The following is a 23,115-nucleotide window of genomic DNA, read 5'->3' as shown; positions in this document are numbered from 1 at the left end:
AAGATGACATGAGCCGTTTTCTGCGTGACATGATAGCCATTTCTAGTGAAAGTTGTGACGAAAAAAAGGTTATCCACCGTATTAAACAAGAAATGGAAAAAGTCGGTTTTGATAAAATTGACATCGATCCAATGGGTAATTATTCTGGGTTATATTGGCCATGGATCTCATTTAATTGCCATGGATGCGCACATTGATACTGTCGGAATAGGTAACATCAAGCATTGATCTTTCGATCCCTATCAAGGTATGGAGACAGAGAATATTATCGGTGGTCGTGGTGCATCCGATCAAGAAGGTGGCATGGCAGCGATGGTATATGCCGGTAAAATTATCAAAGATTTTGGACTGGATGAACAATACACACTGCTAGTAACCGGTACAGTGCAAGAAGAGGATTATGACGGTCTCTGTTGGCAATATATCATTGAAGAATCAGGTATAAAACCCGAGTTTGTCGTCAGTACCGAGCCAACAGATTGCCAAATTTATCGTGGACAACGTGGACGCATGGAGATTCGCATTGATGTTCAAGGGATCAGCTGTCACGGCTCTGCCCCGGAACGTGGCGATAATGCCATCTTCAAAATGGGCCCGATATTGATGGAACTGCAATAACTTGCTCAGGGTTAGGCAATGATGAATTCTTGGGTAAAGGGACCCTCACCGTGTCGGAAATTTTCTATGCCTACCCGAGTCGTTGTGCGGTAGCCGATAGCTGTGCTATTTCAATCGATCGGCGATTAACCTGGGGTGAAACCTGGCAAGGCGCATTAGAAGAGATTCGCTCCTTATCATCCTTAAGGAGGCCAAGCCACTGCCTCCATGTATCGCTATGAGCGTCCTTCCTGGACGGGTTTAGTTTATCCAACCGAATGCTATTTCCCTACCTGGAAAGTGGAAGAAGATCATATTACCGTCAAAACCCTCAGTAAAGCCTGGCAAGGCTTATTCCATAGCTAACCCGTGGTTGACAAATGGACTTTCTCAACCAATGGTGTCTCCATTATGGGTCGTCATGGTATTCCCGTGATCGGATTTGGTCCTGGTAAAGAGGCTGAAGCCCATGCTCCTAACGAAAAAACCTTGAAAAATCATATTGTTACTTGCGCCGCGATGTATGCTTCAATTCCATTAACCTATTTATCTGAATTGAAAAAATAATCGTTTTATTCATTTAGCCCTAATGACACTACATTAGGACTGATTATGGAGCTTACACATGAAACTACTGATCAAAGATGGTATTGTGGTCAATGCTAATGAACAACGGCAAAGTAATATTTTAATCGAAAACGGTCTTATCAAGCAAATCAGCCCCAATATTATCCCATCAGAAGCTTGCGAAATTATTCAAGCCAAAGCGTGTTATGTGATGCCAGGTGGTGTCGATGTCCATACTCATTTCAATATTGATACAGGGCTGGCGCGTAGTTATGACGATTTTTTTACCGGCACCCGCGCAGCTGCCTGCGGTGACACCACCACCATTATTGATCATATGGGGTTTGGTCCAAAAGGATGTTGCTTACATCATCAACTAGAAACCTACCACCAGTATGCGAACGGAAAAGCGGTTATCGGCTATAGCTTTCATGGAGTTATCCAACATATTAATCAAGCGATTATCGATGAAATTCCTGCTATGGTTCAAGACGGAATTAGCAGTTTTAAACTTTATCTAACTTATCAATATAAGTTGAATGATAGCGATATCTTACAAGCATTAAAACAATTGAAAGCGGCTGGCGCATTGACCACCGTTCATCTAGAAAATGATGCCATTATTAACTATCTACGCAGCCAATTTATTGCTAGTGGTCAGACTGAACCACGTTATCACGCCCTTAGCCGGCCACCTGAATGCGAAGCTGCAGCTATTACCCGCATGATCAACCTGGCACAGCTAGCCGATAATGCTCCTTTATATATTGTGCATTTGTCTAATGGTCTCGGACTCAATTACTTACGTCTGGCTAAAGCCCATCAGTAGCTGGTATGGATAGAAACCTGTCCTCAATACTTGATGCTAGATGAACGACAATACCTGCGTGAAGATGCGATGAAATTTATTCTCACGCCACCGCTACGCAATATTCGTGAACAAGATGCATTATGGTGTGGTATTAGTGATGGAACCATTGATGTGGTTGCTACCGATCACTGTACTTTTTCCTATTGGCAGCGGCTTAAACTTGCGAAAGGAAATTTTAGCCGCTGCCCAAATGGGCTACCTGTGGTAGAAAATCGCTTGTTATTACTCTTTTCTGCCGGCGTAATGAGTGGGCACATTACGCCAGAACGCTTTGTCGCACTAACCAGCAGCAAACCCGCTCAGTTGTTTGGCCTCTGGCCACGTAAAGGTTGCCTAGCCCCCGGTTCAGATGCTGATTTAATTATCATTACCTCATAAACGGACTACTATTCGTCATGCTGAGCTGCATGATAACGCTGATTACAGCCCTTATGAAGAAATGGTTTGTCAAGGTGCAATCCTCCATACCCTATTACGAGGAAAACCGATTTTCAGTCTAGGAAAATTTATTGGCAGCACTGGTTGGGGACAATTTTTGCACCGCCAACCTTTCCTAATAAATTAACGCTTTTCTGTATGACCAACCCATCTTTGATAGTAAATAACAATAAATAATAGGAATAATGAATATCATGAAAAAAACAATCGTCATTGCATTGGGCGGTAATGCATTAGGTGATGGATGAGATGAACAAATGGCCCCGTAAAAACTACTGCACACGCTATTGCCGATTTGATCCAACAGGGTCATAAAATTGTCATTACTCACGGTAATGGACCACAAGTCGGCATGATCAATCGGGCATTTGAAGCAGCAGCTAAAACAGCCGCTCATACTCCCATGTTACCTATGTCAGTATGTGTGGCATTAAGCCAAGGTTATATCGGCTACGATCTGCAAAATACGCTAAGTGAAGAATTACTCAATCGGGGTTTATCGACTCCTGTTGCTTCCATTATTACCCAAGTTGAAGTTGCCACCGACGATCCGGCCCTTAATAACCCAACTAAACCAATCGGCTCTTTTTTCAGCCTGCAAGAAACTTAAAAATTGATAGCCAATGGCTATCAACTAAAAGAAGATGCTGGACGAGGCTTTCGTCGAGTGGTTGCTTCCCCCAAACCCATCGCTATCATTGAAAAAGAAACAGTCAAAGCCTTACTTAATGCTGGGCAAGTCGTTATTACCGTTGGTGGTGGTATACCGGTGGTGCGTGAAGGTAATCATTTACGCGGTGTGAGTGCCGTCATTGACAAAGACTGGGCTAGTGCCAAATTAGCCAAAATGATCGATGCAGATATATTGATTATTTTGACTGCAGTAGAAAAAGTAGCGATTAACTTTGGCAAACATAATGAAAAATGGCTGGAGCGACTTAATCTAGACCAAGCCCAGCGTTACATTAATGAAGGACATTTTGCAAAAGGATCAATGCTACCGAAGGTTGAAGCTGCTCTCTCTTTTTCCTGTAGTCGGCATGGTCGTGAAACGCTAATTACCGTGCTAAATAAAGCCAAACAAGAGATTGAAGTTAAAACGGGTACCATTGTTTACCTCTAACCGTCACGATTATCTTCTTATAGGGCGCTATGCGCCCTTAATAATTGAATAAGTCAGCTATTTTATCCATCACAACTAAACCTATTTTTCCATCAACGCCATCAATGCTTCTAACACCTCTCCCGCTAATGGCGCGTGCTTTATCCGAAACAGCAGTAAAATCTACTGCCGCGCCACGGGGATCTATATCGCCAATGTTAAACCCTACCGTCACCGATAAATTATCATTTAATAAACCACGTACCATGCCACTTAATGGCGCTTTAATCGGGGTATTGTCAATGTAAGCAATATTATCGCCAACATTAACGATATCACCGATATTAACACAACGACGCATGACAGCGGTAACTGGCGCTCTCACCACACGCTGTGTGGTATAGCCATTAATATTCCCTGGCACGCCAGTATTAGCTTGTGCCGATCCCTGATAAATTACTCTTCCTAAATTATGTCTACGATTAGTTTCTATGATAGCATTACAATCTTTACCTGCCTCAAAACCGGGCCCCAAAGCAATCGTCACTGGTGCCATTGCACGGTGGGTTCCTCTATTTTGTTTGGCTAAAATGGCATCGACCACACCGTCGGCTTGAAAAGCCGGCAATAAGCTAGCATCCTCATCAATTAAGAGCGGAATAATGCCTTGCTGTAAAAGCGGATCGGCTTCATCTAGTCTGTTAATATGTTTCGCAGTCACACCTTCAATTGTCATTTTTCCGGCATAGATAGCCTGAGCAAAAGCAACCGTACAGCGGATAACGGTAGGGTATTCAACCTCTAACATTATGACGTGAAAACCAACATGATAAAGACGTAATGCCACCCCGGTTGCAATATCGCCAGCACCCCGAATAACCGCCCGCTGGCGGTAGGGAAAAGTGCTGCACTTCATTGAGCCACCGGCAGCTTGATGTTTAATTTGCAGCATCTCAGCGATAATATTGATAGCAATTTTCGACGGCGTTTCTGCTCCGATATTAAGACCAACAGGCGCATGAAGATGAGCAAGCTGACATGCCTTCAGCCCTTAATCATATAATTGTCGAGTAAAAGTTTGTATCTTTCGACGACTGGCCAAAAGCCCAAGATATTTTACTGGCAAGTGGATCAACAAGGATAGCGCTTCCCAATCTTGGCTATTGGTAGCAATCACCACATAATCATCAGCTTTAATGGCTAACGTCTCAATCCCTTGGCTAAAAGACTTTACCTGCAATAGCTTGGTATTAGTTAGAAAATAAACGGCATTAAGGGGCTATCGGCATAAACATCCATCACCACGATTTAAAAATCTAAAGCAGTAGCTGTTTGGGCAATAGCACGATTAACATGTCCGGCACCAATGAGTATCAAACGGCAAGCTAAACCATGGACATCAATATAAACTGACATCGAGCCACCACAGTCACTGCCAACCGCATGCTGACCATTACGGCTCATTCGACCATGAAAAATACGATGCTTACGCTCTACCAGCGCTAACAAAGCTTCAGTAATCACTTTACGCTCTACCATCCACCACCAATCGTGCTGATCACACTGCCATCATAGAGTACTAATATTTGCACGGAGTGACGTGGTGTAGAGCAACGACTTTCAATAATTTGTGCCATGGCAAAAGGACGATTCTGCTGCTCAAGTTTTGCTACTTCCATAAAGATTTTCATAACTACCCAGTGAGTTATCCATTCAATTTCTCTGACGCTGCAAAACATTCCTGATAGGAGGAAACTCTCTGACAGCTCCCAACCGAATCGCATCTAACCCTGTGCTTATTAACAATGCTGATAGTTTGTTAGTGATAAAATTCTCAAATTGAGAAAAACGATTAATCAACCAAGTACGCTGTGCATCAAGAAGAACATTTTAAAACATTCCCTCCGAATGCCAAGTAAAATGCTACAATACCGCAATATATTTTTATATAATCTTTTAATTTTAGTTAGAGAAGCAAATATTTACTATCTGTGTACATTATCAGGCCCTAATGGCCTGGCTAAAACCTGTCCTCCAGTTACGGCAATTACACAGCGACTACTAACCGGTATGCAAGGTTCGTGCAAAGCAGTCGCTTTTAATGGCAGACCTTGTGAACCATCGGCTTCGACCAGTAAGATATCCGCGTAGTGTCGCTGAGCAAGTGCATCAACCTGCTGCGGTAAAAAACCACGTACTTTCCCGTTACTAGGTTGCCAAGCGGAATAACAAGCACAAATTGGTGAGGCAAATACCGCCGCAGGTAAATGAGCCGGATCGCAACACATCAATAGTGGGATATTTTCATCAGGTAAATACATCCTTGTGGTGGTGGTAATAATCACTTTTTTACCTAACAACGAAAACTATCGTGCCAACCAAAATAAAGTACTAGTTTTGCCACCTGCGCCAATCAAACTAATAACAACAGATGATGAGTTTAATGATCCATCACAAAACTGAGTGAGCGGTTCGGGTATATTTACCTGTGGCATAACTTAAGAGTCAATAAAATGAATAAATCTGCTATCCCGGTCCCCATAATGGCCAAAAAATCAGCACAAATAATCAAAAATATCGATTGCATTATTCCAGCTGCTGGTCTTTCTTCCCGTATGGGACAATGGAAAATGATGTTACCCTGGCAGGGTGGAACAATACTTGATGCAAGTATCAAAAATGCATTAACCTTCTGTTCTTGCATTATTTTAGTGATTGGTTATCGGGCGACAGAATTGAGCCCGCACTACCAGCAACATCCAGCAATCAACATTGTTTATAATGCTTATTATCAGCAGGGACTATTTAGGCTCTATGGCTGTAAATAGCGACTACTGCTTTATAACGCACGGTGATATGCATTGTCTGAATAACACAATATATTTCAGCAAATTTGGCACCAATGCGGTGCTTATGCGTTGATCCCTCGCTATCAAAAAACACCTGGTCATCCAGTTTTATTGCCTTATCACTGCCTTAATATGGCGACAAAACAAACCCATTGCCGCTCAATGCAGCAAGCTTTACGAAAAGGTCAATGGCAATATTTAGACTTAGATCAATCGGCAATCACCGCAGATATTGACACTCCTGAGATTTATTTGACGTTACTAGCAACAGAAAATCTGCTTGCCTCCACTTAAAGACAACAAAAAACATCCTCTGCCTGTTTGGTTTATCAAAGTGATAGTGAAATTATTTTTTTGAGAATTAAAAAATCAATAACTATCTGTCGAAGTTAGCCATTTTCTATTGATTATCATTCTTATTTGCCTGAGCGTAAGTTATTTCACAAATAAAAAGCAAGATTAAATATTAATCACATTTCTTATTCACCATTCCTCGGTTATTTGTTTCTGGCGTGATTGTTGCAAAGTTTATAACAACTGTTTGCCAATTTGCCCAATTAAATCGCAGCAAGGAGAGTCTCATGGGAGATATAATGCGCCCAATTCCATTCGATAAACTTTTGAAGCGCATCTTTGATGAATACCAACAAAATCAATCAATATTTGGTATTCCCAAACAACAATTTTATCGTCAGCAAAATCAACATCCATTAATTAATGTATTTGGTGAAACGTGTGCTACACCAATTGGCTCTGCTGCCGTACCGCATACCCAGTTAGCCCAAAATATTATCGTCTCCTGGTTAACTGGCGGCCGCTTTATCGAACTGAAAACAGTGCAGATCCTCGATCAATTAGAAATAGATAAACCCTGCATCGACGCTGAAGATGAATGCTTTAAGACTGAGTGGTCAACTGAATATGCACTAGTAAAAGCCTGGGATGAATATCTGAAAGCCTGGTTTATTTTGCATCTTCTCGAAGCCATTTTTGAGCCACGCCAAGCAGCTGAAGCGAAATCCTTTATATTTAACATGAGTGTCGGTTACGGATTTAGCTGGTATTCAGCAACTAGCTATGCGGCAATTTATTGATAACATGATGGATGCTTCTCATCATCCCGCTTTTAACCGCTACCGTCAGCTTTTACAGTCATGGATCGAAAACCCATACTTTATTAGTCAGTTAGGTATTGAAAGTCAACAAACTACACTGACAACATTAGTCGAAAGCATTCCCGCTCAAATGGTAAGCGGTGTAACCCTATCTACCATGCACGACTGCCCACCCGATGAAATAGAAGCTATCTGTCGTTATATATTGCAAGACAAAAAACTCAATACATTTGTCAAACTCAATCCTACCCTACTCGTTTATCAACGGGTAATAGCAATCCTCGATAACTGCGGTTTCGATTATATTGGCTTAAAAGAGGCTTCATTCCAGCATGATCTAAAGCTTGAGCAAGCCCTGGCGATGCTGCGACGCTTAATGACACTAGCCAGTGAGAAACAGATAGGGTTTTAACACATTCGGCGTTATCAATCATAAAGGTAAACTAGCCGGCGAGGAGATATACATGTCCAGCCGCGCACTATTTCCACTATCAATCAATGTAGCTACGGTTCTTTCCCGTGCCTTTGATGGCATGCTACCGATCTCTTATTCAGGTGGTGCTAGTCAAATTACTATCCGTGATATTTTCGCAACCGGCACTCGTCCCATCACCATGGCAACTGATCTATTAAAACCCGGTGGTTATCTACGTATGACTGAATACCTACGAGAATTAACGGATAGCGCAGCCTGGCAGGCAGAAAAATTGATGTAGAACGGTTAGAAAAATTGGCAAAACAAGCAATCAGTATGGATTATAGCCAAAAAGAGTAGAAGGCTGAGCATCAGATAAATATTGATGATTCACTGCCATTAACAGATTGCTATACGGCTCCCTGTGTTAATGCCTGTGCCATTAAACAGGATATCCCTGAATATATCCCCGTTTAATGGGTGAAAAGCGTTATACCGATGGGTTGGAACTTATCTACAAACGCAACGCGCTACCGGCCATTACCGGTCATATTTGCGATCATCAATGCTAATATAATTGTACTCGTTTGGACTATGATAGCCCGCTAAATATTCGTCAACTGAAGAAAATTGCATTAGAAAAAGGCTGGCAAGAGTATAAACAGCCTTGACATAAAGCCTGCCGGTACAGGTACTTGCGCCCCACCCGTTTGCCATAATCGGTGCCGGCCCTGCCGGTCTCAGTGCCGGCTACTTTTTAGCCCGCGCAGGCTATCCAGTAACAATTTTTGAGCGCGAAGCCAGCGCCAGTGGGGTAGTAAAAAATATTATCCCCCAATTTCGTATCCCATCAGAGCTTATCGAGCATGATATCAATTTTATTGCTGAACATGGCGTCAAATTTGAATTTAGATATCAGCCTGGGTTTAACCGTGGAAAAATTGAAAGCGGCCGGCTTTCATTATGTTTTGATTGGCGTTGGCACCGACAAAAACAGTGGCATCAAACTGGCCGGTGAAAATCATAATATCTACCAATTTCTACCTTTCCTGCGTGACTATAATCGTGGTTTTACACCGAATATGGGTAAACATGTAGCGATAATTGGTGCTGGTAATACCGCCATGGACTGCGTTCTTCGGGCAGCGCTACGTATACCTGATGTAGAACAAATCACTATCATCTATCGCCGCTCAAAAACTGAAATGCCCGCCTGGCCAGAAAAATATGAAGAAGCTTTAGCTAATGGCGTAAAATTTATGTTCCTCGCCAATCCTGAACATTTTGCGATTAACGGTAAACTGACAGTCAGGTTGATGAAATTAGGTAAAATTGATAGCTCCTGGCGTTCTAAAGCGGTGGCAACCGAACAAACCACCAGCTTAAAAATCGATAGTATAATCACAGCAATAGGTGAGCAACAAGATAGCCAAATGCTTGCCGCAATAGGAGTTCCACTCGATAAAAATGGTAAACCAGCTATTGATCTGGCTAGCGGAGAAACTATGCAATCAGGCATATTTTTAATCGGTGATGTTCAACAAGGGCCTTCTTCCATTGTTGCGGCAATCAGTACCGCACGTCGCGCTGTCGATACCATTTTGCGGCGGGAAAATATTTATAGCTATCATGGTAATAAATACTGGAGTAACGTTGATCCTCAGCATCTTTATCAACGTAAAGATCAAATTACCGTCAAGTTCGTTGACAAACAGCACAGTGAGGCTTTCCTTGAACAGGAAGCCGATCGCTGTCTGGAATGTAATTACATTTGTGTAAATGTGTTGATGTCTGCCCAAATCGCGCCAATGTCTCGATTGCCATCCCTGGTTTTCAAAATCGCTACCAAACACTGCATTTAGATGCCATGTGCAATGAATGTGGCAATTATTCGCAATTCTGTCAATGGCAAGGCAAACCCTATCGAGATAAAGTAACTATCTTTAACCTGGAAGAGGACTTCATTAACAGTACTAACCCTGGTTTTTGGGCCGAAGGTGATCGGATCTCTGTCCGACTCAATAGCCGAACCTGGCTATTACGCATCAATAACGACAGTCAATTTCAAAAAATACCACCAGAGCTGCATAACCTGTGCCAAATCATTAGCCACGTGCACAAACACCATCAATATCTATTAACCCGTATGGATACCTGATTATGCTAATTTTAAAAAATGCCACAGTAGTAGAATTTGAGCCTGCCCGGGTGAGAGAAAATATCGATATCGCTATCCAGGATACAGAGATCTTGGCTATCGGTCCAAATTTGACCGCCCGTTTTCCAACTATGATGGAAAACTGACGGCGATCGACATGAATTTCCGAGCCAATACCAGTCTTTATGGCAATCATGTGCTAACCGTTCCCAGTAATGGCCCAGCGCTGGCACTGCCTCTCTACCCCTACGATAATGTTAATTTTCAAGTCACCACTTATTACAGTAACATCTGTCCAGCCGGTGCCTATCAAGGCTATGGTGCGCCTAAAGGTAATTTTGCGCTAACGATGGCCATGGCTGAATTAGCGGAAAATTAGGTGTTGATCAGCTGGATCTGATTGAGCGTAATCGGGTTCAAGAAGGCCAAGAGTTAAGGATCCTTGGCGCTATCAGTGAAAGGAAAATGCCTACCAGCGCCCCCACCCCGCCGCCAGTTGCGCCTTAACACCGATCCTGGCGTAAAGGACGCCAATTGATTGACTGCAGGGACCAAAACCGGCTTCAGGCGACTGGCAAATCAGTAAAGGGGTTGCCATTATTATGCAAAAATCGGGTATTCCAGAAATTGATCAGGTAAACTGCATGATCAAGCTAGAATCTGATGGCACCTTTATTGTTCATTCTGGGAGCGCCTATATTGGTACCGGTTTAGATACCGTATTGGGAAAACTGCGCACCGAAGTATTATGCTGCCCGTTAAATGAAATCCATGTCATTTCTGGCGACACCGACCATGCCCTGTTTGATAAAGGGGCATATGCCTCATCCGGCACCTGCTTCTCGGGTAATGCCGCCAAAAAAGCGGCGGAAAACTTACGCCAAAAAATACTTTTTCATGGCGCGGCAAATACTCAACAAGCCCAAAGAAGATGTTTCGTTGGCACACCCTGGCATCGTCTGTGGAAAACAGGGTCAAATCAGTTATGCCGAAATTGCCCATCAAGCGGAACCGGCACCAGATTCGGTGTACTTGTAGCCACCGCCAGCTACGTCACCAATGATTTTGCCTTTTCATTTGGTGCCAATTTTGCTGAAGTCGCGGTTAATCTACGAACTGGCTAAATTCGGCTCAATAAATTTTACGCTCTACTTGATTGTGGTATCCCGATTAACCCAGATTTAGCTCTTGGTCAAATTTATGGTACTACACTACGCGCCATCAGCCACAGCCTAACCGAAGAGATCCAATATGATAGCCAAGGCAATCCCTTAACGCGTGATCTGCGTAGCTATGGAGAGCACCCAAGATCGGCGATATTCCGGCTGACTTTGGTGCTTTCCTGGTTCCCAGTGACGACCCGGTTGGGCCGTTTGGTGCCAAATCTATCTCTGAAATTAGCGTTAATGGTGCCGCACCAACTATTGCCTCTGCTATCCATGATGCTTGTAATATTTGGTTGCGAGATTGGCCTTTTACGCCAGAGAAAATATTAACTGCCTTTGGAAAACTGTAATTAATTGAGGCTGCGTTAGCAGCCTCCTACTCAGGCTGCAACCATCAATTAACTATTTTAATCCGCTTCACTTAACAGACTTAAATAAGCAATTTTTTAGCCGACAAATAACAGCAGAAGGCGAATATTGACGATTTTTTGGTCATCCGCCAGCAAAATAAAATTACCGACAGCTCTAATTGTCATTATAAAAAAATAGGTCGGATACTATGGATAAAAATAACCAAAATGACTCAACTACGCTCACCCATTATACGCTCAGATTAATAATAATTCCTATCTTCAGCCTATTTTATCATGTTGCCAACCGGCTTATTAAAACCCGCCTAAAACCACTAGTCGACAATTTGAATGATTCACTTGCAAACACATCGTCTTTCACATAATCACGCTAAGAGGTCAGCACTATGTCTGCTAATTTACCGGAGGTGCCAACCGAAACACAGACGGCAACAGCCCTCTAAACATTTTTCAAAATTACTGAACGTAACAGCAATGTTCAACAAGAAATTTTAGCAGGCATCACCACATTCCTAGCCATAGTTTATTCTGTGGTCGTTATTCCAAACATGTTGAGCCAGGCGGGTTTTCCGCCAAACACTACTTTCACGGTGGTATGTTTAGTTGCTGGCCTTGGTTCATTATTGATGGGGTTATGGGCAAACTTACCGATGACAATAGGCTGCACCACTTCAATGTGCGCCTTTACCGCTTTCAGTCTGGTATTAGGACAACAAATTAGTATCCCAATTGTACTGGGTATTGTTTTCTTAATGGGTATTATTCTTGCCATTATTTCAATTGCCGGCATCCGTACCTGGATATTACGCCATTTACCACAAAGTATTACCTATGGCACTGGTATCGGTATCGGACTCTTTATTCTGCTGATTGCGGCTAATGGTGTTGGTTTAATCACCAAAAACCCACTAGCCGGATTACCGGTTGCCCTTGGCTACTTTACCTCATTCCCAGCCATTATGTTACTATTGGGTCTGGCTATTATTTTTGGTCTAGAAAAACACCGTACCTGGCAGTATTTTATTGGTGATCATCGCTATCTCTATTGTGGGGCTGATATTTGATCCCAATATACAATTTTAAGTCTTATTCGCCTTGCCAAAACTAACTGATGATAGTGGCCAATCACTAACTTTTAGCTTGAACATTAGCGCCGCCTTACAACTACAAATGTTACTCTATGCGTTAGCACTAATTATCACCGCCATATTTGATGCGACCGGCACCCTATGCCGCAGTAGCTGGTCAGGCCAATTTACTAGATAAAGAGGATAAACTTATCGATGGCGGCAAAGCATTTACCATAGACTCAGTAAGCTATATTTTTGCTGTCTTAATGGGCGCATCACCTGCTGCAGTATACCTGGAATCAACAGCAGGTGGCAAAATCGGCTTAACCGCCGTAATGGTAGGCACTCTTTTCTTATTGATGTTATTTTAGCACCGCTATCACTGTTAATTCCCCACTGCGCCAGCGTTAATGTACATTCGCTTACTAATGTTACAGAATGCCTCAAAACTAAATTTCAATGATTTTGTTGACACCATGTCTGGCCTGGTGTGCGCTGTTTTTATTGTTTTCATTTGTAATATCGTAACCGGCCTAATGTTTGGTTTTGTTACCCTAGTTATCGGCCGTATTTTTGCCAAAGAATGGCATCGTCTTAATGCCAGCACACTGCTCCTAACACTACTGTTAGTCATTTTCTATTATGACGGCTTAACGATTTAGTTCTTTTTCCGACTAAATAATTTTTTATTACAACAATATTACAGATTATTATCCATGACAAAATCAAATTATTAGTCATTTGATGCGTCATTTTTATTCAATTTAATCAATCAGCTAGCCTGACATAAATAAATCAACACTATATAAGTGAATATTTCATTCGTAACTGATTGATTAGTAAATTTAAATTAGGTATGACCAGTAAGGTTTTTTGTTACTCAAAAGGGTAAAAAAGATATTTTTTTAATCTAAAAACCAAAAAAATTTAATGATAAGTTTTTATTTGCTAATGAATCGGTGAATAAGTTGATCATAAACAAGGTCATAATACCGCATTTAAATAACAATTATTAAACATTTAAACATCAATAAACTGAAAGCAAAAAGGTGCCAGATAACAACTTATCAATAGTAAATAACCATAAAATTAAAAAACCTAGCGAGTACAAAAGGGAGCAATCAAAATTAATAATTTTTTAATTTGTAAATTGGAGAAAGTGAAAATTATGGATAATTCCTTAAAAAAACAAAGAATCTTACACGATTGATCAAGCAGTTAAACAGCTGAACAAAGGATATGCAACTAAAGGTTGGCAAGAAGCCCATAAACAGACGGACGATAAAACCTTAAAAATCACCTACTCCTTTCCGGATTGTGCTAAATATTTGAGAGAAAGCTGCCAAAGTCTGACTTATCATAGCTATAATCCTAACCCAAGCGGCCTAACCGCATACCAACAACAGCAAGCCAGACTAATCTTATAAACCTGGCAAAATGTCGCTAATATAGAATTAATTGAAGTAGAATCTACGGAAGAAACCATGATCACCTTCGGTAATTATCATGGTTTTGATCATGCCTTTACAGAGACCAACTCACATATAAAAAAAGATTACTATGGCAATACTACCGATAGCCATATGGAAAACCACATTTGGTTCAACCTTGATAGTAATGATAACTCATAGTCAGCCTTGGGAAATTATGGTCGCAATACTTACACTCACGAAATAGGTCATGCATTAGGGCTTAGCCATCCTGGCAATTATGAATCATCAAACGGCGGTTACGCACTGAATGCTTCCTATAAACAAGATTCACGCCAATATAGCGTTATGAGCTATTGGGAAGAAACAAATACTGGCGCTAACCATCATTATGATGAGAGTCTCGGTTACTATATCTATAACAAGGCCTGTTACCCAACCGGGCCACTGATGCATGATATTGCCGCCATACAAAAAATTCATGGTGCCAATACCACTACTCGAACTGGCGATACCATTTACGGATTTCATTCCAATAGAGATAGAGATTTCTATACCATAAACAACAGTAACCAGAAAGTGGTTTTTTGTGTCTGGGATACCGGCGGTAACGATACACTAGATTTTTCTAGTTATTATCAAAACCAACGCATTAACTTAAATAAAGCCTCCTTCTCCGATATTGGCAGCTTAAAAGCCAATGTCTCAATTGCTCGGGGGGGGGCGCCATTATTGAAAATGCAATCGGTGGCTCAGGCAATAACGTTATTATCGGCAACAGTGCTGACAATATCATCGAGGGGGTAAAGGTAGAGATAGTATTTATGGGGGGATGGGGCGGCAATCGTCACTCTATAATGCCAGATAAAAAAACAGATAACCAACCTCCCAACAGTATTCATGCTCATCAATCAACACAAGATGTTAATAATAAACTACTAAAAGATGATTATGATGATGAATTACCGCAAAATGCCAAAGATAATGAGCTGCCACAAGAGGATTATGATAATGAAGTTACCAGCATCCCTAACAACTGCATAACCTCACCATGGCGGTGTAATAACACTAACACTTGTTATTGGGCAACACCGACATCATGCTATAGCAGTACTCCCATGTTTTATTACCCGATGATGAACAATTTTAATGGTGATAGTTATGATTATAGCTCTCCCTGGCAATATTCTATTACTTACAATGCCACATTGCCCAATCAACCCGCCGATTGCAACAATTATGGTTACTGTAACCAACAGCAAGCCACATTCTGACCAATACAAAATAGTAGCATGACGAGCAATAACTATATCAGCAATGATGTTAATAATTGGTATAGCGACAACAAAAAGCCACAGAAGCTATACAATGGTAGCGGCAAAGATACCTTTGTTTTTTCCAGTATCAAAGATTCACCTTACGACAATCCAGATAAAATTATGGATTTTGAAACCAGTATTAACAAAATTGATCTCGCTGCCATTAGGCTAAACAGTTATAGCACAAGCACCCCTGACCTCTATTTTGTTGACTCTTTTACTAAACTAGCAAGAGATGTGATGTTGACTTACAATGCAGAAAGTAACTTAATTCGATTACTTTTAGATGGAGACGGTGATGCCATCCCCGACTTTGGACTGCATATCCTTGGGGTTGTCGAACAAAGCGATCTTATTCTGTCGTAATAGTAAAACGGTGAGCTAAGCTCACCGTTTTTGAGTGGTGGGTATTATTGATTACCCACTTGGCAAAAAATAATGCTTTCATTACTGATCATATCAATCACAGTCATTACTAATTATTTTTGCTGAAATATAATGCGAAAAATTGATCTGTTTTACTAGTTACTTTACCTCTAGCAGAGTAAAAATAAATGGCGCAGTCTTATTTAATATCATTCTTACTTAACTAAAATATTAAGATTAAAAAAATAATAAATATTTCTGTAAATTTTTTACGGTCTAATGTCCCATGAAACAGACCCAACTCAAAATTATGACAAAAAACCAGCCCCTAAACACAGCTTAGTTACATACCATATAATGATTTTTTAGCACGCTATTTTTTGTGCTCAATATTCGTATTTACTGCCAAATTAATTTTGCCATATTATATTGACTGGTTTTTATTCAATTTTATGTAATACGAAAAAATAACCAGCCCCTAACTTCTTCACCAATAATGACATATTTAATTTACTCTCTTAGTCATTATTTTATTAATTAGCCATTCAAAGAATATTATTTCGCAGCACACCTGTAATGAATATTTTTTTCAATATTGGTTTTATAAGTTTCTAGTTAATATTTTATTTTCATTGTCATTGCAAATAAACAACTAAATTTTGCAGCAATTTATTCTTGCTATAAGCAGTAGATAGTGACTTTTTATTGGTGTTCTATTAGTGAACTGAAGCATTATTTTTTTATTCATTTTGCTGATTATATAGGTATTTATTCCGCTAATAATTGGCCAATATATTCTTTTAATAGTTCAGATATATTCATTAATCTGTCTGATATTAAATTATCCGACTTAACAAAAAATAAACTAATAAAAACAATTTGTTACATAATACTATTGAAATAACAGACAAATAATTTGCTAAAAAAATTTCCATTATGTCCAGAATTTATTTATATTAAGACGCTATTCTATAAGGAATAAACAGATTGTTTATAGGTAATTCATGAGTATTATTGAGTTCTATCGGCGGGAGGAAATAATGGATGTAAAAATATCACCGCAGCTTATTGCTATGTTTGAAAACAATAGCTATCCATGGAGAATAAAAATATTTGACGGCGACCAATCTATTCATTTTTATAGCAATCCACAAAACTACAGGTTATTTAATTTATCTACAAATTTTAACTTATACGGCAAAAATGATAGCGAAATACCTCATCCCACAGCTGAATTCTCAGAAAACTTTCAAGCACATGATTTTGAAACATTGAAACAAAAAAGAAATATCATTTCGATTGATATTTATCCTTATGGTGAGGATTCGCTATTACAACCTTACATTTGTGAAAAATTTCCGTTTATTGTCGACAGAGAATGTGTTGGCGTTATGTTTCATTCAAGAAAGATGGAACTGCTGCCTTTTAGGAAATTTAAAAATTTTGGTAAAATTCACGGAACATTAGATTGCCTGATTGAAACAAAATTTACCAAAAAAGAATTAGAAATAATGTTTCTGGTAGCACATTCATTTAACCCAAAATAAATTTCTAAAATGCTTTGTGTTAGTCATCATACCGTTAATAATAAATTACAATCTATCTACCAAAAATTGGAGATTAGCTTTCGGGAACAATTTATAGAATATTATATTCATAAAAATATTCATAATAAAATACCGATGCGATTTCTCAGACCGCGCAGCTATTTATTTAACTAAATAATATAGAGAAATATAAACATGGATAAAAGAACACTCCCTTGAAAGGATTCCACCTTCAGCAGGCTCTGATTTATTTTCTATTGTTTTAATTCGTATCGGCGCCAATACTGCACTATCGCAATTTATACTGGGTGCTACATTAGGCCATGCAATGACATTTTGGCAGGCAATGTTAGCAACAATTTTGGGTAGCTTAATTCTTGAATTTGTAGGTCTATGATTGGGCCTTATAGAATGTCGGGAGGGGCTACCTACCAGTATTCTGTCCAGATGGTGCGGCTTTGGACGAATAAGCTCTGCCATGATCGGATTTGCTATTGCGATAAGCTCGCTCGGCTGGTTCGGAGTACAAAATGGAGTTTGTGCCAAAGCTTTAGAATATGCATTAAGCGGCAAGCTTGACTTCGGCTGGTGTGGCACAATTTCAGGCATATTTATTACCGTATTAGTTACATACGGATTTAAAGGATTAAGTTTAACCGCCAAAATAGCGATATCTTTATTTTTTGCTGTTATGATTTGGGTGACATTTAATTCATTAACCACTATCGACATTAAAGAATTAATCAATATCATTCCAGCAGAGCAGGACACGATGACATTAAGCGCTGGGGCAACAATGGTCGCCGGTGGGTGTATTGTTGTAATGCTAATAACACCTGACATCAGTCGATATTGTCAGAATTCAAAAGATGTTTTTTGGATGTTAACAATTTCAATCATTGTTGGTGAATTTATTGTTAATGGCGTTTCTATATTGATCGCTAAAGCGATGGGTACCGATGATGTGGTTAATATCCTTATTCAAAATGCAGGCTAGATCGGCGTCAGTTGTACTATCTTAGCGGTGGTTAAAATAAATGATATAATCTTTATAGTGTCTCGCTTAGCATGAGCAATATTATTGAGTATATGATCGGCAAGAAAATCAATTATGTTACATTAACGCTAATCGCTGGCAGTATAGGAACTTTCTTCACCGTTATAGGTATCTTAGATAATTTTGTTGGATTTTTGATAATAGCGGGTGTTATTTTTCCACCAATAGCTGGGATTATGCTCACTGACTACTATATCCTTCGCACTAATAGAGATTTGCTTGATTCAACGCGTAAAAATGGCAAGTTGCCAAATAATGCTGCTACACCATGGATAAATTACCCATCTCTCATTGCTTGGGCTTTAGGCTCTATCGCTGGGATGACCATAACTATGGGTATTCCATTAGTTAACTCGATATTTATCTCTGCTGTGATATATTTCTGCTTGTCTATTTTAAAGAATTTTTTCAATAAAATACCCAAAGAGATAAAAAATGATCAAAGTTACAATAGCTCAGACGGACGCCATTTTAGATGACAAAGATGAAAATTTACGATGTTTAGAAAATTATTGCTATAAGGCTAAGGAAAACAATACGCAAATTATCTGTTTTCCTGAATTAACGACTACTGGATATTCACCATCAATAATACTAGGAGAAAAATATTATTCACTTAGTGAAACCCAAAATGAACAGACAGATAAGCTATTTAGCCAATTATCCAGCAAACTTAATTTAGTTATTATTTGTAGTTTTATAGAACGAAATGATACAACCGGTAAAATTTATAATTCTGCCGGTATTTGGATTCCAAATAGAAAAAACTGGTTAGCTGTATATCGGAAAATGCATCTATTTCATCATAAAAAACTATGGTTTACACCCGGTGATAGCTTGCCAGTTTTTGATATTAGTATTTGTCGTATTGGAATAATAATTTGTTACGATGCAGGATTTCCTGAAGTTGACAGAATTTTGGAAACTAAAAAAGCAGATATTTTATTTATGCCATCGGCTTGGTCACAACAAGATAAAGATCTTTGGTATATAAACACGCCTTGTAGTGCTTTAGAGAATACAACGCATTTGGTAGCAGTCAATCGATGGGGTAAAGAAGGTGATATAAACCTATTTGGCGGCAGCCGAATTATCGATCCCAGAGGACAAATTGTTGCCAACACCTGGAAAAAAGCAGAAGACATGCTCAGTTATGAAATAAATTTAACAACGCAAACAGAGATCAGAAAGTCATTAAACTACTTAAAGGATAAAAAATAAACTATACAACCTATTTTTTATAATAGTCTAAAAGATATTCTCTTTTATCGCTTTCATATTTTTACACTGTAGTATATGTAGAGCATAAAAACATAATAAAATTAATATAATTAGTTATAAATTAATAGCTAAAATGCATATTATTGATTTTAGCTATTTAAACTTTCTATTTATATTATGAAATACCCTACCTATTAAACTTATTATCACAAAAATAAAAATAATAAAGATTAATAACTAATCTTTATTATAACTTATATGTATTATTTATTTTATTTAATCAAATTAAATACAACTTATTTATTTTAATTTAATAAATTTTGTTAATAGCACGATATTTTTAATAAGTATTGCACAAAGAAATCGCTGGATATGATCCTTCACAACATATATCACTGTTTATCTATAAAATTGATTCGTTAATTAACAGTACTATATAATTTAAAATAAAATACCTCCGTTAATGAACTTATTTTTTATCTAGTTTAATTAAATAAAAGTTAGCTTATTGATTTCTAAAAAATAGTAATACTCAATCTACTTTAATGATTTGATCTCTTTTTGATCAAGCTTTTGGGTTAATTATGTTAGTTTTCAAAATTCCCCTTAGATTAAATATAATCCTCCAGTTGTAGCTAATTTATCCGTTTATTACTAGGCTTGATTGTCTTATCACTTTTAACTAACACACTAAGCTGATGTAGCTATGTTGACATAATTTACTGCTAAGCTTTCCATTAGCCAATTGGCCTAATAGATTGAAAATGATAATTGAATAGCAGTTAGTGGCAGGCCTGATTGTAAGCTAAGCCGGATACTTTAAATTGACTTGGATTATGGATGAGTATGTGTTTTTTGGTTGATAGAAAAGTTAAATAAATAATTTGCCGTTCAAGTATATACTTTATATACAAGATAAAAATTCAAATTGATATGAAAAATATCATATTAGCTTAAATATTTGATTCTTATAACGAAAAAAGGTAACATATTTCAATGAAATTGATGTTAGGGAAAACCCGATGAGCCGCTGCCAATTAGCTCGCTTAAAGGTTGAGCATAAAATATATATTTCAGATGTTATCCGCGAAATAGAGCTTAGCTGTAATACTACTACTCCAATTTATAAAAAGACGGTTAAGAAACTTGATGTTGATGCGCTTAATAAGTTTAGTTACCAATTAAACGAGTTACTGGAGAGGGTATCAGAGCAATGATAACCAATAAAAACATCACCAAATTTACCGAAGATACCCGAGTAAAAATCCCTACAATTCTTCACTTAATAAGACTAGGTTATACCTATCTTTCGCTCCAAGGACAGAACTGGGATAAAGAAACTAACATTTTTCCTGAAATCTTTAAAACTTCCATTGCAAAAATTAACGCCAATACAAACCCTGATGATATCACGCGTCTTCTTAAAGACGTTACCCTTCTGCTTGATAATGAAGATTTAGGACGTGCATTTTTCGAAAAACTTACTGATCGTTCTAATTTAAAATTCATTGACTTCGAAAACTTTAATAACAATAGCTTCCATGTTGTCACAGAACTAACTTATGAAAATGGAGATGAAGAGTTTCGTCCTGATATCACCCTGCTGATTAATGGCATGCCGTTGGTGTTTATTGAAGTTAAAAAGCCTAATAATCGAGAAGGTATTCTTGCAGAGCGTAATCGTATTAATGAACGTTTTCAAAATCCGAAATTTAAGCGTTTTGCTAACATTACTCAGTTTATGATTTTTTCCAATAACATGAAGTATGATGATAGCGATTCTGAGCTAATTCAAGGCGTATTTTATGCTAGTAGCGCATACCACAAACTAAAGTTCAATTACTTTCGGGAAGAGGAACTCTTTAACCTCACAACATTGTTAAAATCACTAACGGACAGTTATGAATTAGCGGTATTGAAAGATAATAACCTTGAGGTGATCCGTACTAGCCCGGAATTTCAAACAAAGATCATAACCGGCCAACAAATCGTATCTGTACCTCATTGCTGAACATTGGCATTTATCTTACGTTATGCACTGGCTTATGTCGTAGAGCCGGATGGAATACAGAAGCATATCATGCGTTACCCACAATTGCGACTAAAGCCATAGAATGCAAACTGAATGAGAAAGTTAAAAAAGGGATTATCTGGCACACTCAAGGCAGCGGAAAAACAGCACTTGCATACTATAGCGTGCGTTTCCTAAACGACTATTTTCAAAAAAAACAGGTGATCCCCAAATTTTATTTCATTGTCGATCGACTGGATTTACTACAGCAGGCACATCGGGAATTTACTGCTCACGGTTTAACAATTCACCTGATCAACTCACGTAGCGCCTTCTCCCGCGATATTAAAGCCACTCAAGTAATCCACAATCACCAAGGTAAACCAGAAATAACCGTTGTTAATATCCAAAAATTTCACAATGAATCGGACGTTGTTTTGACCAAAGATTATGATATCAATATTCAACGAGTCTACTTTCTAGATGAGGTTCATCGCAGTTATAACCCCGAAGGTAATTTTCTGGCTAACTTAAGTCCGTCAGATACCGATGCCATCAAAATCGGCCTAACAGGCACTCCATTGCTAGGAACTGACTACAACTCGCGCGATCTCTTCGGTAGTTACATCCACAAATATTACTACAATGCCTCTATCGCGGATGGTTATACACTACGTCTGATCCGTGAAGAGATCTCGCCTCCAATTACCGGATAGCCCTGCAACAAACATTAAAAGACGTTGAAATCCAGATGGGTGACGTGGATCGTAAACTTATTTATGCTCACTCCAGCTTCGTCGAACCCATGTTGGACTATATCATCACTGACTTTGCCAAAAGTCGTGGTGCACTCAATGATGACACTATTGGAAGCATGGTAATTTGCAACAGTTCAGAACAGGCAAAAAAGATGTTTGCTCTCTTTAATGCGCAATATGCTGAAACACCAATAAAAACAAACGAGGAATTCCCTATTGCTCACGCAGCTGAACCCGAAGCGCTCTACCTTTCCACAAACAAAAAAGTAGGAAAAAGCAAGACACCAAAAGTACCGCTCTGATCCTACATGATGTGGCAACAAAGCAGGAACGTAAAGAGTAGATGGAAAATTTTAAGGTCGGTAGTATCGATCTACTGTTTGTTTATAACATGCTATTAACTGGGTTCGATGCCAAAAGTCTGAAAAAACTCTATCTAGAACGCGTGATCCGTAGACATAACCTATTGCAGGCGTTGACCCGAGTTAACCTTACGTATAAAGATTTCCGCTACGGTTATGTAGTAGATTTCGCAGACATCCGTCAGGAATTTGACGCAACCAATAAAGCCTACTTTGAAGAGCTTCAGTCCGAGTTGGGCGATGAGATCGAGCATTAATCCCGACTGTTCAAGTCTCAAAAAGAGATCAAACAGGAAATTGAACAGATTAAAGACGTTCTATTCCA

18 protein-coding genes and 8 pseudogenes are annotated in these 23,115 nt (G+C 39.0%); 22 read left to right on the top strand and 4 right to left on the bottom strand.

All coding sequences use genetic code 11. The features are described 5' to 3' along the window. The first annotated feature begins 8 nt into the window (after positions 1–8). From ARADI_RS11005 to arcC, 3 pseudogenes are all read left to right on the top strand, one after another. A pseudogene (locus ARADI_RS11005) lies at positions 9–1,164 on the top strand (YgeY family selenium metabolism-linked hydrolase). A 58-nt stretch (positions 1,165–1,222) separates the two neighbouring features. Further along, positions 1,223–2,600 (top strand): annotated as a pseudogene (gene hydA, locus ARADI_RS11000) (dihydropyrimidinase). A 67-nt stretch (positions 2,601–2,667) separates the two neighbouring features. Next, positions 2,668–3,596: pseudogene (arcC, locus tag ARADI_RS10995) on the top strand (carbamate kinase). Between the two features lie 81 nt (positions 3,597–3,677). Here the strand turns inward: arcC and yqeB are convergent. Further along, positions 3,678–5,266 (bottom strand): annotated as a pseudogene (yqeB, locus tag ARADI_RS10990) (selenium-dependent molybdenum cofactor biosynthesis protein YqeB). 294 nt (positions 5,267–5,560) lie between these two features. Continuing rightward, on the bottom strand, positions 5,561–5,935 hold the full coding sequence (yqeC, locus tag ARADI_RS18415; RefSeq protein WP_238149399.1) for a selenium cofactor biosynthesis protein YqeC: 375 nt from the start codon (positions 5,933–5,935) through the stop codon (positions 5,561–5,563). Between the two features lie 207 nt (positions 5,936–6,142). Between yqeC and ARADI_RS10980 the strand changes: the two are divergent. The 4 genes and pseudogenes from ARADI_RS10980 (at position 6,143) to ARADI_RS18410 (ending at position 10,491) form a co-directional block, all read left to right on the top strand. Continuing rightward, a pseudogene (locus tag ARADI_RS10980) lies at positions 6,143–6,718 on the top strand (NTP transferase domain-containing protein). Positions 6,719–7,005: 287 nt separating this feature from the next. Continuing rightward, positions 7,006–10,112 (top strand): annotated as a pseudogene (gene ygfK / locus ARADI_RS10975) (putative selenate reductase subunit YgfK). A 2-nt stretch (positions 10,113–10,114) separates the two neighbouring features. Then, entirely contained in the window at positions 10,115–10,258 is a 144-nt protein-coding gene (locus ARADI_RS10970) for a hypothetical protein (RefSeq protein WP_182853207.1), read from the top strand. A gap of 11 nt (positions 10,259–10,269) precedes the next feature. Continuing rightward, positions 10,270–10,491: a molybdopterin cofactor-binding domain-containing protein gene (locus tag ARADI_RS18410; protein WP_238149398.1), complete on the top strand. Its 222-nt coding sequence runs from the start codon at positions 10,270–10,272 to the stop codon at positions 10,489–10,491. Positions 10,492–10,581: 90 nt separating this feature from the next. Here the strand turns inward: ARADI_RS18410 and ARADI_RS19850 are convergent, their stop codons facing one another. Then, positions 10,582–10,710, bottom strand: coding sequence for a hypothetical protein (locus ARADI_RS19850; protein WP_255420693.1), 129 nt, complete (start codon positions 10,708–10,710; stop codon positions 10,582–10,584). Positions 10,711–10,714: 4 nt separating this feature from the next. Here ARADI_RS19850 and ARADI_RS10965 point away from each other — a divergent pair. From ARADI_RS10965 to ARADI_RS10940, 7 genes and pseudogenes are all read left to right on the top strand, one after another. Continuing rightward, positions 10,715–11,608, top strand: a pseudogene (locus ARADI_RS10965) (molybdopterin cofactor-binding domain-containing protein). A 496-nt stretch (positions 11,609–12,104) separates the two neighbouring features. Further along, positions 12,105–13,381 (top strand): annotated as a pseudogene (locus ARADI_RS10960) (NCS2 family permease). 822 nt (positions 13,382–14,203) lie between these two features. Further along, a complete protein-coding gene (locus ARADI_RS10955; RefSeq protein ID WP_182853206.1) occupies positions 14,204–14,350 on the top strand; it encodes a hypothetical protein in 147 nt (48 codons plus the stop codon). Positions 14,351–14,356: 6 nt separating this feature from the next. After that, positions 14,357–14,956 (top strand): M10 family metallopeptidase C-terminal domain-containing protein, encoded by a 600-nt coding sequence (locus tag ARADI_RS18405; protein WP_238149397.1) that lies wholly within the window; start codon positions 14,357–14,359, stop codon positions 14,954–14,956. A gap of 17 nt (positions 14,957–14,973) precedes the next feature. Continuing rightward, entirely contained in the window at positions 14,974–15,423 is a 450-nt protein-coding gene (locus ARADI_RS18400; protein ID WP_439647108.1) for a hypothetical protein, read from the top strand. 18 nt (positions 15,424–15,441) lie between these two features. Further along, positions 15,442–15,834: a M10 family metallopeptidase C-terminal domain-containing protein gene (locus ARADI_RS10945; RefSeq protein WP_119712078.1), complete on the top strand. Its 393-nt coding sequence runs from the start codon at positions 15,442–15,444 to the stop codon at positions 15,832–15,834. 1,040 nt (positions 15,835–16,874) lie between these two features. Continuing rightward, the gene (locus tag ARADI_RS10940) at positions 16,875–17,381 is read left to right on the top strand and encodes a hypothetical protein (RefSeq protein WP_119712077.1); all 507 of its coding nucleotides are present in this window, start codon (positions 16,875–16,877) and stop codon (positions 17,379–17,381) included. Between the two features lie 162 nt (positions 17,382–17,543). Here the strand turns inward: ARADI_RS10940 and ARADI_RS18395 are convergent, their stop codons facing one another. Further along, complete coding sequence (locus ARADI_RS18395; RefSeq protein WP_238149396.1) at positions 17,544–18,104, bottom strand: hypothetical protein; 561 nt, start codon at positions 18,102–18,104, stop codon at positions 17,544–17,546. On the opposite strand from ARADI_RS18395, the gene ARADI_RS18390 reads away from it, so the two are divergent. From ARADI_RS18390 to ARADI_RS18365, 8 genes are all read left to right on the top strand, one after another. Further along, positions 18,082–18,378, top strand: coding sequence for an SLC5/6 family protein (locus ARADI_RS18390; RefSeq protein WP_238149395.1), 297 nt, complete (start codon positions 18,082–18,084; stop codon positions 18,376–18,378). The two genes, ARADI_RS18395 and ARADI_RS18390, sit on opposite strands and share 23 nt — an antisense overlap. Before the next feature lie 71 nt (positions 18,379–18,449). Next, complete coding sequence (locus ARADI_RS18385; protein WP_238149394.1) at positions 18,450–18,917, top strand: cytosine permease; 468 nt, start codon at positions 18,450–18,452, stop codon at positions 18,915–18,917. Further along, positions 18,874–19,659 carry a nitrilase-related carbon-nitrogen hydrolase gene (locus ARADI_RS10930; protein WP_119712076.1) on the top strand — a complete coding sequence of 262 codons (786 nt, stop codon included), beginning with the start codon at positions 18,874–18,876 and terminating at the stop codon, positions 19,657–19,659. Before ARADI_RS18385 ends, ARADI_RS10930 begins: the two co-directional genes overlap by 44 nt. Before the next feature lie 1,022 nt (positions 19,660–20,681). Further along, the gene (locus ARADI_RS10925; RefSeq protein WP_119712075.1) at positions 20,682–20,876 is read left to right on the top strand and encodes an XRE family transcriptional regulator; all 195 of its coding nucleotides are present in this window, start codon (positions 20,682–20,684) and stop codon (positions 20,874–20,876) included. Further along, the gene (locus ARADI_RS18380; RefSeq protein ID WP_238149393.1) at positions 20,873–21,670 is read left to right on the top strand and encodes a type I restriction endonuclease; all 798 of its coding nucleotides are present in this window, start codon (positions 20,873–20,875) and stop codon (positions 21,668–21,670) included. The genes ARADI_RS10925 and ARADI_RS18380 overlap by 4 nt, the downstream gene beginning before the upstream one ends. Continuing rightward, positions 21,664–22,386 carry a DEAD/DEAH box helicase family protein gene (locus ARADI_RS18375; RefSeq protein WP_238149392.1) on the top strand — a complete coding sequence of 241 codons (723 nt, stop codon included), beginning with the start codon at positions 21,664–21,666 and terminating at the stop codon, positions 22,384–22,386. Before ARADI_RS18380 ends, ARADI_RS18375 begins: the two co-directional genes overlap by 7 nt. A gap of 44 nt (positions 22,387–22,430) precedes the next feature. Next, on the top strand, positions 22,431–22,730 hold the full coding sequence (locus ARADI_RS18370) for a hypothetical protein (protein ID WP_238149391.1): 300 nt from the start codon (positions 22,431–22,433) through the stop codon (positions 22,728–22,730). 41 nt (positions 22,731–22,771) lie between these two features. Next, entirely contained in the window at positions 22,772–23,047 is a 276-nt protein-coding gene (locus ARADI_RS18365) for a type I restriction enzyme subunit R domain-containing protein (RefSeq protein ID WP_238149390.1), read from the top strand. Positions 23,048–23,115 lie beyond the last annotated feature (68 nt).

The organism is Arsenophonus endosymbiont of Aleurodicus floccissimus (assembly GCF_900343025.1).
GTDB lineage: Bacteria > Pseudomonadota > Gammaproteobacteria > Enterobacterales > Enterobacteriaceae > Arsenophonus.
The sequence above is the reverse complement of the archived record's forward strand: the minus strand, read 5'-3'. Positions and strand labels throughout refer to the sequence as shown.